The sequence below is a fragment of the Streptococcus pseudopneumoniae genome (assembly GCF_038148955.1).
Lineage (GTDB): Bacteria > Bacillota > Bacilli > Lactobacillales > Streptococcaceae > Streptococcus > Streptococcus pseudopneumoniae_T.
Window position 1 is genome coordinate 1 of record NZ_JBBJZY010000026.1, and the last position, 18,349, is coordinate 18,349.

The following is an 18,349-nucleotide window of genomic DNA, read 5'->3' on the forward strand; positions in this document are numbered from 1 at the left end:
AGTCATTAGTTGGGCTGATGCCCGGATGACGTACAGTCATGTTTGCTCTCCTTTCATTATAGCACATTTTTTAATCTAATTTGCTAGATTTGATGCTTCTATCTATTTATTCGGAAAAAGAGTAGAAAAAACAAAAGAAATTCAAACTTTATAGCAAAAGGAAATAAACTCTGAACAAATAGGATAGTAAAGTCGAATCAATTTCTAGCAATGTTTTATAAGTTATAATGTTCTGTTCTGAATTTAAGATAACATATAATTTAAAGAGACTGGACCAAAACTCAACTTCCGGAGAAAATAAAGTAAATCTTCCCACAATAAAACGAAAACGCATAGTCTCAAGTTTTGAACACCTGATACTATGCGTTTTTCTGATTTGAGAGGCTTTTTTCTCAGCCTCTTCTTAATCTTATACTCAATGAAAATCAAAGAGCAAACTAGGAAACTAGCCGCAGGTTGCTCAAAGTACTGCTTTGAGGTTGTAGATAAGACTGACGAAGTCAGTTACATATATCTACGGCAAGGCGACGTTGACGCGGTTTGAAGAGATTTTCGAAGAGTATTAGCTTTTCTCCACCCCACTACAGTTGACAATGAGCCAAAAAAAGAAGATGACGAATCATCTTCTTAAAAACTATGAGTTTTTAGTCTTCTTTTTTCTTGAAGAATCCTAGTCCTAGACCTGCTAACAAGGTCATGATACCAGCGCTAGCCAAGGTAGCATTCGCTTCTGTACCTGTGTTTGGCAACTCTGCTTTATCAGATGTTTTGGTAGATGTTGCACTGTCTACTGTCTTTTCTGATGTAGCTGTAGCCACTGCTTCACCTTTTTGTTCTGAAACTTTAGATGGTGCTGGACTTGCAGCTTGTTCTGGACTTGGAGTTTGGTCTTTTGGAGCAGGAGTTTGAGCTTGCTTGCTTCTAAACACATGAACTGTCAAGTCATCTCCCTCACGGTGACTCTCAACAAATTCATAGCCTTCAACCTCACCAGCTTCTTGCTTATCAACTGATGGAACTTTCAAGTCTTTTCCGTTTTCATCGCGCCATACTGTACGAACCACTGGAGTTTCAGCTTTGTTTGGTTTTTCTGGCGTTGAAGTTGATGGCGAACTTGATGGAGTCCTTGGATGACTAGGTGAGCTTGGTGAAGTTGGAGTTCCATTCGTTACTTTCTCAAATGTATGAGTTAAAAGACCGTTTTCTAAACGACTAGATAACCACTTGTAGCCTGGAATTTCCCCAGCCTCTACTTTTTGGCCTTCTACTCTTTCCTTAATCTCAGTTCCTGCTCCATCTACCCACAGCGTTACTGGATACTCTGGGTTTGCTTCTTCGATTGATAAAGCAGCTTCTACAAACGGCGTATAACCACTCGTTTTATGCTTGGATTGAGCTTGGACTTTTTCTTTATTGACAACTGACTCTCGTGGAATCGTTACTGTACCTGTTTTCTTGTCTAATGTAACATTTTCAGGTTGTTTGTCTAAAGTCCATTCTCCGTTAGGTTGCTTGGTAAGAGTTAGAACTTCATTACCAGAGCCATCACTCTTAGGATAAGTAATTTTGACCGTATCCGCATCTTTTTTAGGTGCTTTGACCTCGATACTTGCTTTATTTGGTTCTTCTACAATAGCGATAGTCGGTGGGGCTACCTTAAGATTTGGTTGGTTTTCAGGCTCAGATGGCTGTCCTGGTTGAGCTGGTGCTTCTTCAGGAGCGGTTGGTTGGCTTGGTTGTGGAGTTTCCGGTGTTTCTCCTGGTTTTGGTTGTGGAGTCTCTGGTGTCTCTACTACTTTTGGTTTTGTTCCAACTGTTATAATTTCTTCTGTTGGTTGTTCTGTATCCGTTGTTGGAGCATTTTCTGTGACTGTACCATTCGTTGTATCCAACGTATAAGTAGTTGTTTTTGTTTCCTTACCCTTAACACCTTGTTGAGTTGTTTCTCGATAATCTTTGTCTTTGGTATTATCTTCTACATAGCGTGTTGTAAATGGTAATTCTTTTTCTTCTACTTTCGGTTTTGTTCCAACTGTTATAATTTCTTCTGTTGGTTGTTCTGTATCCGTTGTTGGATTGTTTTCTGTAACTGTACCATTCGTTGTATCCAACGTATAAGTAGTTGTTTTTGTTTCCTTACCCTTAACACCTTGTTGAGTTGTTTCTCGATAATCTTTATCTTTTGTATTATCTTCTACATAGCGTGTTGTAAATGGTAGTTCTTTTTCCTCTACTTTCGGTTTTGTTCCAACTGTTATAATTTCTTCTGTTGGTTGTTCTGTAACCGTTGTTGGCTTGTTTTCTGTCACAGTTCCTGTGTTTGGATCCATTGTGTAGGTTGTAGTTGTTGTTTCTTTTCCTTTTACACCCACTTGTGTAGTTTCTCGGTAATCTTTATCTTTTGTATTATCTTCTACATAACGTGTTGTATATGGAATTGGTGTTTCAACTACTTTTGGTTTTACTCCAACACGAACAACTTTTTGTACCATTTCTGTTTTTTGAACAGTTGGTTGATTTTCAGTAGTTGTTCCATCCTGTTCATTTAAAGTATAAGTTGTAGTTGTTACAATTTTTCCTTCTGAACCTGGATTGTCAATAACCGTTTTTCCATAGTCTAGGTCTGGGTCTTGGATATACTTAGTCGTAATGTCAATAATCTCTGTTGTTTCTACAGGTTTGATACCAACTTTCACTACTTTTTGCTCCATTGGTGTATCGTCTTCTGTCACAACAGGAGTATGTGTCTCACCAGTGTTTGGATTAACACTATAAGTCGTAGTTTTTGTATGAACCCCTTTCGAACCTGGAGTTACCACTTCTTTCTCATCACGAGTTTTAGTTTCATCAGGAATATAACGAGTTGTGATTTCAGTCTCAACCACTTCTTTCTCAACATTCCCGACTTCTATAACTGTTGGAGTTGGATCTTCTTCACCATCACCACCTGGAACTTCTTCAACTTTATCCGTGTTAGGAATCCACTTATAGGTGATTTCTTGAATTCTTTTTCCTGGAGTTCCTTGAGTTTTCGTTTTCTTTTCATCTTTCTTCAAGTCTGGATTGGCTTCATAGGTAGTCGGTGATGGAATAGGTGTCTCTACTTCTTTTGGTTTGGTACCAACGCGAACCACTCTAGGCGTCATGACCGTCGTTGTCTTTTCTGTAGCCTGAGGATTGCTTAAACTTCCATCCGTCTCAGACACATCATAAACAGTCGTAGTTTCCTTTTCTCCCGGAGCACCCTCAACATCGACAACTGTCTTACCACCTTCCAAGGTAGGATCTTCTTTATAAGTAACCGTCATTGGAATTTCTGATGTAGTTACTTGTTTATTACCCACTTTGATAACGGTATCTACCTTATCTACACGTTCTGTAATCGTTTCATGTGGTGTAACCGTACCTGTATGCTCATCTAAATCATAGGTTGTCTTTTTGGTAACTGAACCATCATGACCATCAACAGATGTTACTTTCGTATTATAAGGAGTATCAGGATCTCCTACATAACGAGTTGTTTTAGGAGTTGTTTCTACTACTTCTTTCGGTTTTGTTCCAACTAAAACAACTTTATTAACAGGTTTTTCTGTTTCCTCTGTTGTAGATGGATTTGCTGTACGTGCACCTGTCTCTGGATTGACTGTATAGGTAGTTGTCGTTGTAGAAGTACCTTTTTTACCAGGAGTTTTTTCTATTTGATGTCCTGCAACATCTTGATCATTTGGCTCATAAATCGTTTTAAAATCAATCTCATTGGTTGTGACTGTTGGCTTCGTCCCAACTTCATAGATGTCATCGTCTTTATCAGCATGCTCTCCTTCATTCACATGAATACGATAATACTTAGATAAGACAACCGTTCCATCTTCATTTATGACATTATCTTCTGAGTTCTTATTAACTGTGATAGGTTTATTGGAATACACAATAGTATCTTGATCATCAAATTTACCATCAGCTCCATCAGGCTTACCATCGTGATTGCTATCATTTTCAGGATTATACAAGACATCTGCATCAATAAGGTGAGGATATTCAGGCTTAATTTCACTTACTGCTGGTTCAACAAACTCTGTTCCAGGTATAGGGTTACCTGCATTCTCATTTACCTTATCAGCATCCTCTCTTTTATATTTCTCATCAGTTTGACCATCTTCATCTTCGTCATATAATTTATTAAACAACTCACCCATCGGCTTATCATTAAAATGATCCTCTAACTCATTTTCATCTACATCATTTGCTTTTAAGATATAGCTCACACCATTATAACCAGTATGTACTTTCGTAGGTGTTTCATTGTCTAATTGATCATTACCTCGATAAATAACTTTTTTAGGTACAATGACTTTATAGCCATCATCATTGGAAGATAAAGCATCAATGTGCTCAGTTCCCCCCGCTCCAGTGTCTGAAGCATAAACTGTAACACTTGGCGCCATGATAGCAGCACCACCTAGGGTAATGACAGTCGCCACTACACAGGAACCGAAAACTTTTCCGATTTTACGTAGAGCATATTTTTTATTCTTAGTTGATTGTCTTGACATATTTTCCTCAATTTTACATTTATTTTAGTTTATAGATTGTTGACTCCGAGCCAAAAGCCAGATCATTCATCCAACTTTTGGCAGGAAGCAACATTTTCTATATTATTCGGACTCATCTTCTTTTTTCTTGAAGAATCCTAGTCCCAAACCAGCTAACAAGGTCAAGAGACCTGCACCAGCTAAGCCAGCATTCGCTTCTGTACCTGTGTTTGGCAACTCCTCTCTCTTACCTGTCTCATCAGTCGGAACTTCTGGGTCTGGACTTACTGGAGTTTCAGGACTTGGAGTCTCTGGTTCTGGTATTGGAGTCTCTGGGTTTGGTAGTTCTGGACTTGGTGTCGGAACATTTGGATGCTCTGGATTTGGTTGTGGTCTTGGCTCCTCAGGTCTATCTGGAATTGGTTCATCGGGAAGAACTGGCGGTATCTTTTCAAATCTATGAATCGTAATACCATCCTTCGTCTCAGTTGTGATATATCTGTATCCAGGAATATTTCCAGCTTCATGAGTGCCTGGTTGGTCTGGCTTAAGTGGATTGCCATCTTTATCAAACCAGACTGTAATTTTATATTCTGGCTTGTCTACAGATGGAGAACCTGCAAAGAAAATATGGGTAATTTTATTTCCTTCCAAACGACTTTCCAACCAAACATGATTTGCAATTCGACCTTTCTCATGGAAACCATTTTCAGTTGGTCTTAATACATGACCATTTACGTCAATCCATTCTGTCAATCCTTTGAAATCTTTTACATCAGAAATAGTTGGCATAACTGAAACAATTTTACTAAATTTATATTTATGTTTAGTCTGCGTATCTACCCATGTTTTTGGTTCTATTTGCTTACTTGGAATGTAAACAAGACCATTTGTCGGATTGATTGTAACGCCATCTGGAGCTTTTTCAATCCTCCAGCTACCATCTTTGTCTTTCTTGGTGATGATTTCTTTCTTAGGATCCGTTTCTGACTTACCACGGTCCGTATACTTGATAATAAGCGTATCTGCGTCCTTATTTGGCACGCCAACTTCTACAGTACTTCCACTTGGACGTTCGACAATTCTCGGTGTTGGTGGAAGGACATCGATTTGACGTAATTTCACAGTAAAGATTTGTGACGGATCTTTTCCTTCTTTGTCTTTTATCGTATCAAATGTCTCTCCATCTTTCAATGGATTGTCTACTAACTCGTAGTCACCATTATTAACTGGGTCACCTGTTAGTTTCTTCAATGTATCATTAAAGTTTTCTATTGGGATTTTCTCTCCAGTCTTACCAGTAACTGTGATTCTTGAAGTTTCAAGCTCCGTTTCTTTTCCATCTTCGCCTACGACAACAAATTTGATAAGAGCCCTTTGTCCATCTGGTGTATACTCGATTGGCGTATCCATCTTAGGATCATTTGGTGTTTCCGGAACTGGTGGTACCTTGTAACCTTTTTCTGGATGTTCAGGATCTACTGGCACCAACGGTTTCAGTGGATTTGTATTTGGATTTACTGGTTTTGTTGGATCTGTAGGAACCATTGGTGTATATCCTGGAACGTATGGAATCACTGGCACTTTCGGTACTGGTTGACCTGGTTGTGGCGGAGTAGTTGGATAATCTGGAGTTTTAGGCTTAGTTGGATCATCTGGATCATTTGGATACGGAATTGGTGTTGGTTCTTCTTTTCCTGGTACTTTTGGCACCCATGAACCGATTTTTCTATAGACAACTGTCACCTCATATGATTCTGTATCAGGTGAAACAGATTTATTTTCTACAGAAGCGACACTTGCAAGGTATCCATCTAATACAGGTGTATTAACTTTTGATAACTCTTTTGTTTCAGTATCCCAAGTACCAATTTTTGTTAAACCTGTTGTTAGATTAGTTGTTGTATCTCTTGAAAACTCAACCTTATCTACTTTTGTTTTGATTTTTTCCGTATTAAGTTCTGTTCTGACTTCATTTCCATCTTGAACATCAATTTTAACGTATTTAATCGTACGTATTACAGTTGTAGATTCTTTATCTATTGAGATTTTTTCTCTTACTACTAATTTATAGGTCTGCGTTGGTTCTTGTTTTCCATCGTCAGACTCTGTGTCATATTTTGTAGTTGCAGTTATTGGGTTTACTGTATCTACAATGTATCCACGATTTCTTAGTGAAGTTATTTTATCATCAACAGAATTTTTATCTGATTCTTTAACCGTTTCACCAGATTTTCCATTAAATTCTAATTTTTCATTATCCAGTGGTACTTCTACCCCTGTTGTTGCATTAACTACTTTAATTAAAATCTTTTGCGGATTTCCTTCATAAGTAATTGGTGTATCCATCTTAGGATCATTTGGCGTTTCTGGAACTGGTGGTACCTTGTAACCTTTTTCTGGATGTTCAGGATCTATCGGTACTAATGGAGTTCCATTTGGTGTCTTAGGTGTATAGCCTGGAACGTATGGAATGGCTGGTACTTTCGGTACTGGTTGACCTGGTTGTGGCGGAGTGGTTGGATAATCTGGAGTTTTAGGCTTAGTTGGATCATCTGGATCATTTGGATACGGAATTGGTGTTGGTTCTTCTTTTCCTGGTACTTTTGGCACCCATGAACCAATTTTTCTGTATACCACTTTTTCCTCGAATGATTCACTATCTCCAGTTACTTCACGAGATTCTACCTTGGCTTTATCCGCTAGATAGCCTTCTAACACTGGCGTTTTCACTTCTCCTAGTGTTTGTTTTTCACTCCATTTTCCATTGCTGATGCGACCTGTAGCCAAGTTTATACTGATGTCACGACTAAAGTTTACAGTCTGAGTATTGGTTGGTTGTGCATTCTCAACTTCTACTTCTACGCCATTTTGTTCTTCAATTTTAACGTATTTAATCGTTCTGGTGACTGCTTTTGTCTCTGTATCAAGGCTTATCCGCTCTCTGACAAGGAGGTCATATACCTGTGTTGGGTCTCCATTTTCTGGATCTTTTTGGTTATCAAAGACTTTTCCTTTCAACAAATCCTTATTATCAACAGTGTAGCCACGTTCTTCCAACTCTTTGATTTTATCTTCTAAAGATTTGGTTGGAATAGCTTGATCCGTTTTACCGTCATTGATGCCTACAGTGTCGTTTTCTAGTGGTATCTTCACTCCATCTTTCACATTGTAGACTTTAACCAATGCTCGCTGCGGATCAGGGACATAAGTAATTTCTGTATCTGTTCCTGGTTCTGTCGGTACTGTTGGTGGAATATAGCCTTTTGTTGGATCTCCTGGTACTTTTGGTTGTAATGGAGTTTCCCCAATTTTTGGTGTATAGCCTGGTACATATGGAATGACTGGGACATCTGGTACTTTTGGATCCCTTGGATCACCTGGTTTGGTTGGATCAGTAGGATGATTTGGATATGGGAGCGGTGTTGGTGTTTCTACACCTGGCACCTTCGGAATCCAAGCGCCTAATTTCCTATAGACTACCTTCAATTCTTGATTTGCTGAATCTGCTCTTAGATCTTCACTTGCTACTACACTTGCTCCACTTGCCTCTACCAAACCACCTTGTGTATCTTGATTGGCTTTTAAGACATAGCCTTTAACCATTGGAGATGGCACCGCATCAAATGTAGTGTCATTATCTACAGCTGTCCATTCTCCATAAGTAATGGTTTTGGTCACGACATTGATGAACGCTGTTCTAGTAAAGGTTACTTTATCTGTCACTGCATCTGTCGTTTCTTGACCATTAGCTGTGTAGGTGACCTTGGCGCCCTCTTCGTCCACATACGTAATTGTACGTGTCACTTCCTTCTTAGTATCCAACTGTTTCACCAAGTCCTCTGTCCATCGTGGAATAGTTGGATCATTTGGCTTGTCTGGATCAACTGGGGTCGTTGGATCAATCGGTGTTCCAGGTTCAATTGGCTTGTCTGGCGTTGGCGGTGTTACTGGCACCACTTTTTCATGAACCCTCAGTGTAAAGACTTGTGTTGGGTCGCCATCATCTGGATCCTTAACAGTATCAAATTTTTGATTATCTAATAAGTCTTTGTTTTCTACGACATAGCCTCGTTTTTCCAAGCCTGCAATCTTCTTGTTCACGCCATCTTTCGGAATGTCTGCATCTGTTGAGCCATTATCGATCGCTACCGTATCGTTTGGTAGTGGTATTTCTTTTCCTTCTTTAACGTTTACGACTTTCACTACCGCTCTTTGTGGATCAGCTGTATAGCTTATATCCGTATTGGTATTAGGGTCTGTCGGTACTGCTGGTGGAATATAGCCTTTTGTTGGGTCTCCTGGCATTTTTGGTTGTAACGGTGTTTCCCCAATTTTTGGTGTATATCCTGGCAGATAGGGAATCACTGGAACATGTGGTGTATTTGGATCCGTTGGATCACCTGGTTTAGTTGGATCTGTTGGGTGGTTAGGGTAAGGTTTTGGATCCGTATCAGTTCCTTCTGGTGGCACCACACCTTTTGGTATTTTCGGAATCCACGCGCCTAATTTCGTATAAATCACTTTTTCTACTAAATCATTCGAAGTTTCAGTGACTGTTACGCTCGCTACGGATAGCTTGTTCGCTACATAACCATCTAATTTTTCTGTTGTTACTTCTGCTAAGTTATTGTCCGTACTTGTCCAGTCTGTATACTCTACAACTGTTCCAGTTGCTACATTTACTTTTACATTGCGTTTAAAGTGTGCTGTTTGTGTTACAGTTGGTTTTGCGTTTGGAATTTCTTCTCCATTTGGAGTGTCTTTCTTAACATAAGTAATCGTACGTGTAACCTTCTTCTCCAAATCCAGTTTTTTGATTAAATCATCTGTCCATCTTGGAATAGTTGGATCATTAGGATCATCTGGAGTATCTGGGTCTATTGGCGTTTCTGGACTTGGTGGTTCTGTTACTTCTACCACTTTTTCATGAACTTTTAGCGTGAATACTTGGGTAGGATCTTTGCCTTCTTCGTCTTTTTGCTTATCAAAGCTTGACTTGGTAATTTCAGCGACTACCTCGTCCTTATTATCCACAACAAAGCCACGTTTTTCCAAGTCCGCAATCTTAGCAAGTACTTCCTTTGTTGAAATCTTTTCTGCAGTTTTACCTTCAAGATTGACATCTTCTGCTGGTAAGTGCACCTCCACTCCAGTTGTGGTATTGACGACTTTGACCAATGCCTTTTGTGGATCTGGTTCATAGGTGACAGTTGTGTTAGACTTAGGATCACTTGGTTTTGGCGGTGTATAGCCTTGACTTGGGTCTTCTGGTACTTTTGGTTGTAATGGCTTGTCCCCAATTTTTGGTGTATAGCCTGGCACATATGGAATCATTCCTGGTGTCGGATCACCTGGTTTGGTTGGATCAGTAGGATGATTTGGATAAGGGATTGGGTCAATTGGAGTTTCTCCTGCTGGGAGATTTGGTACCCAAGTCCCAATCTTAGTATAAACCACTTCTTCTTGAATATCTGCAGTTGTAGCTGTTACTGCACGTTCTCCAACTTCCGCTCTATCTGCTATATAGCCTGATAGGACTGGCGATGCGACTTTGTTTAAGGTTTGTGCTTCACTCCATTTACCATAGGTCGTCTCCCCTGTAACAAGGTTGAACTTGACTTCACGGTTGAATGTTGCTTTATCTATAACTGTTGCATGTGCTTCTGTTGAAACTTCTACACCATCCACAAGGTCTTTTTTCACGTATTTGATCGTACGTGTTACAGTTTTACTGTCAGTGTCTATGCTGATTGGTTCTTTAACAACTAGCTTATAAGTCTGAGATGGTTCTCCCGTAGTAGCATCATCTACTCTATCGTACTTGCTAGTTGCCGTGATAGGATTGGTGCTCTCAACAGTATAACCACGTTGTTTCAAGGCTTTTATCTTGTTATCAACTTTAGTTTTATCATCATCCTCAACTACTTGGTCGGATACGCCACTAAATTCCAGCTTTTCTTTTGGCATTTCCACTTCTTTCCCTGTCGTGATATTGACAACCTTGATCAGGATTTTTTGTGGATTTGGCACATACTCTATCTCTTTATTCTTCTTAGGATCACTAGGGATTTCTGGCACCTTGTATCCCTTTTTAGGATCATTTGGATCCAATGGTTCTAATGGTTTTAAAGGATTCGTATCTGGATTTTCTGGTTTTGTCGGATCCGTCGGTACTTTTGGTGTGTAGCCTGGTACATATGGAATAACTGGTGGTGTTGCTGGAGTTTCAGGTGTCCCTGGATCTCCTGGCTGAGGATTTGGTGTCTCTCCTGGAGTCTCAGGTGTTGCTGGATAAGTTGGAGTTTTCGGCTTGGTTGGATCGTCTGGGTCATTCGGATATGGAATCGGTGTCGGTATTTTTTGATCCGGAACTTTTGGCACCCAAGACCCTATTTTAGTATATACAACTTTTCTTGTGATATTTGTGACTGCCCCTGCCTCAGTAGGTTTTGTCGCTGTTTCCTCTGTCACCACTTTCGTATCTGCTAGATAGCCTTTTAATAATGGCGTCTTGACTTCTGGGAAATTCGTTAACGTGTGCCCAGTATCTTTCGTTTCCTTCCAGTCGCTATAGGTGACTGCTTTTGTAACTAGATTGTAGGTGGCACTCCGTTTGAATAGAACCTTATCTATCTTATTTGTTATTCCACTTGGCTCCTCAGCTCCGTCTGGACTTTCTTTCTTAACATAGGTGATGGTACGTGTTACTTCTACCTTGAGATCCGACTCTTTTAGTCCTTCTTCTGGCCATTTTGGTCCATCTGGATTTTCTGGGTCGACTGGATCATTTGGAGTTGGCGGTTCTGTTACTTCTACTGTCTTTTCTTGTACTGTAATCGTATACGACTGCGTTGGCTCTTGTCCGTCTAAATCCTCTTGCTCATCACCTTTTCTTGACTCAGGTGTTCCATTTGTAAAAGTATTGCTGACAATTTCGTATCCTAACTTTTGTAGTTCTTTTACTTTGTTGTCTACAGATTCTGATGGGAATTCTTCGCCTACTTCTGTTTCAAGGTTGAGCTTATGTTCTGGTAATTCAACAGTTGTTCCTCCATCTTGTTGTTTCTTCACATGAACAACCGCTTTTGCTTTGGCTGGCTCCCCTTCTTCGTAGACAAATGTTACAATCTTATCAGTTGAAGTCACTGAGCCTCTAACAGCTGCTGAATTTGTATATAAGCCATCAGTATTATCAAGAGAGCGTTTTAGGCGGTATTTTTTCTCACCTGCGTTAATCCCACGTAATTTCTTACTTGTTACATCGTAGCTTGAGCCAATAAGGGCTTCTTTTTCTACCAGGTAGGTACCATTATCAGATTTTTCTCCGACTTTTTTAGCTTCTTCATCAGATAGTGGTATATCATGTCCCTGTTCATCGACATAACGAACTTTTACATTACCAGAGATAGCTTTTCTGACTTCCGATGTTTTCTTGCTTTCATCGATTTTTCCTTTGAGTTTTTCCCCTTCTTCTTTCGGGATTTTCTTCTCTTTCACCTGTTTATCAATGATCCGTTTGGCTACCTCTTTAGATGGTTCAACGGTATCTTGGATAACAGAAAAGTCAGCTAGGATAGGCAAATTGTACTGAAGTCTTGGACTTTGGGTGTTAACACCAACGCGTTTTTTATTTTCAGCAAAAACTTGTATCTTATAAGCGATAACATCTTTATCTAGCGGAATATCTCCAGTTGAGAAATAGCCACCTTTACCTAGTTTTTCCTTATCGCTACCAATTTCTTTTTCAATCTCTTTTGATAAGTCCTCATCGGAAATAACCCTATCACGCGAAACCTTATCTGTTTCAACAAAGTACTTAGTGAATTGTTTGGGCCCATCTTGTGCCTTCAAGGCAAGGTCATTGGTTCGTATTTTATTAATATGTATCTTCCGTTAGCACACTGCTGTCAGGCTTCTCTGTAGCTTCCATGTGTGAACCAAGGATTTTTGCTTCTTTACCGTTTCTAGCTTCCATGTATGTATAAGCATTTGTGGATCCAATGGCTGATTCTAAGGCAGAGATTTCTTTCTTTAGTTCAATTTTTTTATTTTCATCAGCTCTTTCTAATTCTGCTTTTTTAGCTGTCAACTTCGCCTCAAGTTCTGCACGATGACTCTTCACTTTATCTGGATCTGTTTGGAGTTCTAATTGGTCAGTATCTGCATGGTAGATAATTTTCTTCGCAGTCGGTAATATAAAATCCAATAATTTATAGACACGGTCTGGGTCTTTAGACTTAGTTAATGTTGGGTTGTCTGGATATGTTTCACTGCTATTCACCCATACTGGAGAGTCTTTTTGAACCTCCGCATCCAATTTGGGTTTTAAAATATTAGTGAGGTTATTTGCTACAGTTACATAACTAGTTTGGATATTAAGTTCTTCTTTAAACTTATTCCTTACTTCCTGTAATTTATCCTTATCTATCGGTAATTCAACTATCGTGTCTCCTTTTTCAGCGAGTTCTTTTTTTATAGTAGGAATCAGATGTTTATATTGGCTTAATCTCGGTTTACGTCCGCCTGGATTTTGCTCCTTATATCTTTCTTCTGCAAGAGTATTAACTTTAGCCTCGTACTCCTTCTTCAAGAAGTCTTTAAGCACTTTATTAACCGCACTTAAATCAACACCTTGACTGTAGCGTTCTTCATTTTCTACCACTCCATCGATACGGTTGATTGTATGGTCATAGATGGTTTCTTCTACTTCTTTTGACGTATCCGTTTTATCTTTTTTAATAGCTGTAACCACGATACGGTAGGTTCCTTTTGACCCTTCATAGTCTGAGATGTAGCCTGTCACAAAGTCGATTCTCAGACGACTTCCATATTTGGTAGAGAAGGCAGTGAAGGTTTTTTCCATCCCATTGAAACCTTCAACGTTTGGAGAGTGTTGAAGCTGATCGTCTCTCTCTTTCACAGGTAAGTTGGCAAGATTAGCTTTATTCTCATCTCTATTTGCCGTTTTTGGGTCATATTCAGTTTTATCTTGTGCTTTATCAGTACGGTTGGCACGTGTACGCCCTTTAGCAAGCATGAGCATATAGTTAAAACGACGGTCTAGGGCTTGTTCGTGAACATAGATTTCGTCAAGGGCGTTAGAACCCAGCATACCACCTTGCTCTTTTTCAGTGGTTGAACCCTTTTTATAGTACCAACCAGTGAAGTAGCCCTGCGCATTTTTCTTACCGATGGCGAAGGTTCCACCGTTTATAGCTTTCCAACCACCGAATTCGTTAATTTCACGAATTTCACCATCTTGTAGTTGTTTACCGCTCCCATCCTTAGTAACATTACCGTGTTCATCAAATCTAAGCGCATCTCCAAGGGTGTTCATATTTCTTAGATAGGAGCGCTCGTTATTTTGGAAGTCATCCGGCATGTTTTGGATGACTTTGTACATGTACTCAACCGTAGCATTTTCACTAGGATCGTCAAATTTTAGATTGGCATTCTTATCATCAGCGCCCTGTTCTCCATCTTTAGGTACACTGACCCCAGGTTGATCAGTTTTTACTATTTCACCCTTTCGATTGGCATCCAGCACAGGTGAGTTTTCACCTGTTGGCTGCTTATCTCCTGATTCAGTCCCTGTAGCGCCAGCTGGTGTTTCTCCTGTTCCCCCATCAGGTAATTCTCTTTTACTACGAGTACGAGGTTTCGTACTTTCTGCAGTTACTAGCGGATTTTCAGCTACGGGAGCACTATAGGTGCTTGCTGCTGCGTCAGTATTGCTGAGGTCAGGCTTGTTTCCTGTCTCTCCATTTCCAGACTGATCTGGATCTGTCGGTTTTGCTGTTCTCTCAGCTTCCCTCGATGAGTCCGCACCCTCAGCATGAGCAACCCCAGCTCCCATCAAAAGATAGAGTGCCCCGATGACAACACTGGCTGCACCGACGCTCACTTTCCGAATACTGTATTTTAATTGTTTTTCTGGATGATTCATTTTAACACTCCATATATATATATATATTGTGCCCTATTACTTCTTATATAATAGAATACAATTTCATGAGTATATTATACACCAGGCGGCTTGAAATTTCAAACTTTTTGAATGGAAAACTAGGAGATGGACGACTCCTTTTGCCAAAACCAAAGGGAGGCTAGGAGTCCCTCATCAGTAGACCAACAGCAAAGATGGAGCCCCGTCAGCCTTGCCCTGTCGTGTGCCTCTGATGGACTTGCTTCCTCCTATCAGCAAGCTCAGTCCTGTGCTTTGAGACTCTTCGAACATCTCTTCAAACCACGTCAGCGTCGCTTCATCCACAACCTCAAAACCATGTTTTGAGCTGACTTCGTCAGTCTTATCTACAACCCCAAAGCGATGCTTTGAGCAACCTATGGCTAGCTTCCTAGTTTGCTCTTTGTCTTTCATTGACTATGAGACCTTCCCAGCTTGCTTTTAGATTTCCATTAACTTTTACACTTATTTCTTTAAAAATGAGACAATTTGGCATTTTTTCTACTCTTTTTCTACTTTTTCCGAATAAATAGATAGAAGCACAGAATCTAGTGAGCCTAGATTAAAAACTATGGTATAATAAAAGGAGGAAAAGGATGATTTTAAGACATCCGGGCATCAGCCCGACCAATGACTTGGTTGCTAAGAAAATTTTCAGCAATCCAGAAATCACTTGTCAATTTATCCGCGATATGCTGGACTTGCCAGCAAAAAATGTAACTATTTTAGAGGGAAGTAACATTCATGTCTTGCCTTCTACGCCTTACTTGGTTCAGGATTTTTACACTAGTATAGACGTTTTGGCAGAGTTGGATAATGGAACGCAAGTTATCATTGAGATTCAGGTCCATCATCAGAATTTTTTCATCAATCGCCTGTGGGCTTATCTATGCAGTCAGGTCAATCAAAATCTTGAAAAAATTCGCCAACGAGAAGGTGATACCCACCAGAGTTACAAGCATATCGCACCTGTTTACGCTATTGCCATTGTGGACAGCAATTACTTCTCGGATGACTTAGCTTTTCATAGCTTTAGTATGCGAGAGGACACGACAGGTGAGGTCTTAACCATCACCAATAATGGACAAGAAAACCATTTAGTTAAGATGGCGTTCTTAGAACTAAAAAAATATAGAGAAACCAGCAAAGACGAGGTTCGCAAGCCATGGTTGGAGTTTTTCGGTAACAAGCCCTTTACCCAACAACCTGAGCGAGCCATAAGCCAAGCAGACCAACTGCTAGACTATAAAAGCTGGTCCGAGGAGGATAGGAAAATGTTTAGTGAACAACGCAGGCGTGAAGAACAAGCCTTACTCGCTCATGACTATGCCTTGGAAACAGCTAGGGCGGAAGGTATTGAACAGGGACTGGAGCGTGGTATTGAACAAGGACTTGAACGTGGCCGTGCAGAGGGTATTGAAAAAGGGCGAGAAGAGGGATTAAAAGTAGGTTTAGTAAATCTAGTACGTCAAGGTCTTCTAACACCTGAGGTTGCGAGTGAGCAATTAGGCATGACCGTGGCTGAGTTTGAAGAACTATTGAAAGACCATCATAAATAAGACCTAAAAATACAGAGAAACCAGTAAAGACGAGGTTCGCAAACCGTGGTTGGAGTTTTTCGGTAACAAGCCCTTTACCCAACAACCCGAGCGAGCCATCAGCCAAGCAGACCAACTGCTGGACTACAAGAGCTGGTCCGAGGAGGACAGAAAAATGTTTAGTCAACTACGTATGCGCGAAGAACAAGCCTTGTTAGCACATGATTATGCCTTGGAAACAGCTAGAGCGGAGGGGGTTGAACAAGGAATCGAAAAAGGTTTAGAGCAAGGTCTTGAGCGTGGTCGAGCAGAAGGTATTGAACAAGGTTTAGAGCGTGGACTTGAACGTGGCCGTGCAGAGGGTATTGAAAAAGGGCGCGAAGAAGGCATTGAAGAGGGATTAAAAGTAGGTTTAGTAAATCTAGTTCGTCAAGGTCTTCTGACTTCTGAGGTTGCCAGCCAGCAGTTGGGCATGACTGTCACTGAGTTTGAGTCCTTGCTATGAGGTCACATTTTAAATAGTAGAAAGTTAATGAAATGGCGAGTTATTTCTAAAATACTTGTCATTTTTGCTTGACATTTGGAAGGGGTTATAGGATAATATCATGGAAGTGAGTTCTATCCAACTATCGATGTGGATTAGATATGTGAGGTTTGACTCAGGGTTTAAGAAATTTGTGAGATTTTCACTTGTGAGATACGGTATTTGAAGAGTATTTCATCTCACAAAGACGTTTTTTCACCTTTTTTGAAAAAATAGGTAAAAAGTTAAAGAAAACCCTTGACAAATCCTGCAAATATTTATATACTGTATGGTAGTAAGATAGTCTTACGAAAAAATATTTTAAAGAAAACAAAGGAGATAAAACGATGAAAAAAGTTTTATTGACAAGCGCAGTAGTTCTTGCTACATTTGGTGCTACACAAGCTGTTTCTGCAGATATTGTAGATTTTAATAGTATTTTATCTGGAATCACTGATACTAATGCTAAAGCTAAAGTTAAAGCAAAAGCTGAAGAACTTAGAGATTTCCAATACAATCTATTGAATAAACAACAATTTGGTGGAAAAACTTTAAGAGAACTTTATATTAATTATGTTGCTAAAGAAGCAGCATATAAAGCACTTCCTGAAACAGTTAAAGCGGCATATGCTAATCTTGAAGCTCTTAGACAAGAAGAAATCAAGATTAAAGATATGCAAGGTGATGCTAATGCATTAGCTAGCAAGGTAGCTGAGCTTAATGTAGCGATTACTAATGCTACAAATAAGGTTGGTATTATCGCAGACGAGATTAAAGAAATCAAAGCATCATTAGGTGCTGCTAATGGTAAAGTCGCTGAATTGCGTGCTAAGAAATTAGATTTGGAACTTCAATATTCTTCAGCAGTTAAAGCAGCTGAAAGTGCGGGAGCAAAAGTTGATGCAGAAATCAACAATGAATTACAAAAAGTAAATAATGACTATGCAGCTGCTGTTAAGAAAGCTAATGAGCTTAATGAGCAACTTTCAGAAAAAGTAGCAGAAGAAAAAGAAAATGCTTTCAATATTGGTCGTTATAATGCTGCTAAAGCAGCAGTTGTTGCTTATATGGCAGGAGATCAATCTAAGATTCTTGAAGCTTCATTTGACTTAGGTAAGAAAGTTAAAGAAGCTGAAGGTGCGGTTAGAGCAGCTGAAGCATCTATTGCGACTGCTCGCGCTGAACGTGATGCAGCTAAGAATGCACTTGAAACTGCTGAAACTATGGTTTCAGAAAAATTTGCTGATAAAGGCTTGACTTACAACCGTTCTGTATTTGAAGTTGCTGATACAAACGTAAACAATACTAAAGTTGGTTGGTACAAAAACCATGCAGGTATGTGGGCATACTACTCAAATGCTGGTGATAAAGCTACTGGTTGGAAACAAGTAGATGGCACTTGGTACTACTTTAACGCAGCAGGCGAAATGCAAAAATTCTGGGTTAAAGATGGCAACACTTGGTACTACCTAAACGGTTCAGGTGAACTCGTTACAGGTTGGTTGCAAGACGGTGGTAAATGGTACTTCCTAGATGCTTCAGGTGCTATGAAAGCTAGCCAATGGCTTCAAAACAACGGTAGCTGGTACTACCTTGACGCTACAGGTGCCATGAAAGCTAACGGCTGGTTCCAAGTAGGAGACAAATGGTACTACGCAACTGCTTCAGGTGCTATCGCAGTTAACACTACTGTAGGTGGTTACACTGTAAACGGAAACGGTGAATGGGTTAAATAATCCAGTAAAATAATGAAAAGCAGGGGAGAAATCTCCTGTTTTTTGATTTGGCT

Annotated in this window: 7 protein-coding genes and 1 pseudogene; 4 read left to right on the forward strand and 4 right to left on the reverse strand. The window is 39.8% G+C overall.

What is annotated here, in order from left to right; translation table 11 throughout:
- The first annotated feature begins 418 nt into the window (after window positions 1–418).
- Window positions 419–544 carry a hypothetical protein gene (locus WKI23_RS08565; RefSeq protein WP_368079627.1) on the forward strand — a complete coding sequence of 42 codons (126 nt, stop codon included), beginning with the start codon at window positions 419–421 and terminating at the stop codon, window positions 542–544.
- Between the two features lie 100 nt (window positions 545–644).
- Here the strand turns inward: WKI23_RS08565 and WKI23_RS08570 are convergent, their stop codons facing one another.
- The 4 genes from WKI23_RS08570 to WKI23_RS08585 all read right to left on the reverse strand — a co-directional run bounded on the left by WKI23_RS08570 (window position 645) and on the right by WKI23_RS08585 (window position 14,913).
- A complete protein-coding gene (locus tag WKI23_RS08570; protein WP_368079628.1) occupies window positions 645–4,553 on the reverse strand; it encodes a G5 domain-containing protein in 3,909 nt (1,302 codons plus the stop codon).
- Window positions 4,554–4,655: 102 nt separating this feature from the next.
- A complete protein-coding gene (locus WKI23_RS08575; protein ID WP_368079629.1) occupies window positions 4,656–12,386 on the reverse strand; it encodes a mucin-binding protein in 7,731 nt (2,576 codons plus the stop codon).
- Window positions 12,387–12,411: 25 nt separating this feature from the next.
- Window positions 12,412–14,481 carry a YSIRK-type signal peptide-containing protein gene (locus WKI23_RS08580; RefSeq protein WP_368079630.1) on the reverse strand — a complete coding sequence of 690 codons (2,070 nt, stop codon included), beginning with the start codon at window positions 14,479–14,481 and terminating at the stop codon, window positions 12,412–12,414.
- Window positions 14,482–14,655: 174 nt separating this feature from the next.
- Complete coding sequence (locus tag WKI23_RS08585; RefSeq protein ID WP_368079631.1) at window positions 14,656–14,913, reverse strand: hypothetical protein; 258 nt, start codon at window positions 14,911–14,913, stop codon at window positions 14,656–14,658.
- A 182-nt stretch (window positions 14,914–15,095) separates the two neighbouring features.
- On the opposite strand from WKI23_RS08585, the gene WKI23_RS08590 reads away from it, so the two are divergent.
- The 3 genes and pseudogenes from WKI23_RS08590 (at window position 15,096) to WKI23_RS08600 (ending at window position 18,296) form a co-directional block, all read left to right on the forward strand.
- Window positions 15,096–16,058 (forward strand): Rpn family recombination-promoting nuclease/putative transposase, encoded by a 963-nt coding sequence (locus WKI23_RS08590; RefSeq protein WP_368079632.1) that lies wholly within the window; start codon window positions 15,096–15,098, stop codon window positions 16,056–16,058.
- Between the two features lie 7 nt (window positions 16,059–16,065).
- Window positions 16,066–16,542, forward strand: a pseudogene (locus tag WKI23_RS08595) (Rpn family recombination-promoting nuclease/putative transposase); the annotation flags it as partial.
- 365 nt (window positions 16,543–16,907) lie between these two features.
- A complete protein-coding gene (locus WKI23_RS08600) occupies window positions 16,908–18,296 on the forward strand; it encodes a hypothetical protein (RefSeq protein WP_333502420.1) in 1,389 nt (462 codons plus the stop codon).
- Window positions 18,297–18,349: the final 53 nt, after the last annotated feature.

Bases quoted from the DNA above. Each gene is read 5' to 3' on its own strand.
- WKI23_RS08565 (WP_368079627.1), top strand. From the start codon at position 419: ATGAAAATCAAAGAGCAAACTAGGAAACTAGCCGCAGGTTGCTCAAAG.
- WKI23_RS08570 (WP_368079628.1), bottom strand. From the start codon at position 4,553: ATGTCAAGACAATCAACTAAGAATAAAAAATATGCTCTACGTAAAATC.
- WKI23_RS08580 (WP_368079630.1), bottom strand. From the start codon at position 14,481: ATGAATCATCCAGAAAAACAATTAAAATACAGTATTCGGAAAGTGAGC.
- WKI23_RS08585 (WP_368079631.1), bottom strand. From the start codon at position 14,913: ATGAAAGACAAAGAGCAAACTAGGAAGCTAGCCATAGGTTGCTCAAAG.
- WKI23_RS08590 (WP_368079632.1), top strand. From the start codon at position 15,096: ATGATTTTAAGACATCCGGGCATCAGCCCGACCAATGACTTGGTTGCT.
- WKI23_RS08600 (WP_333502420.1), top strand. From the start codon at position 16,908: ATGAAAAAAGTTTTATTGACAAGCGCAGTAGTTCTTGCTACATTTGGT.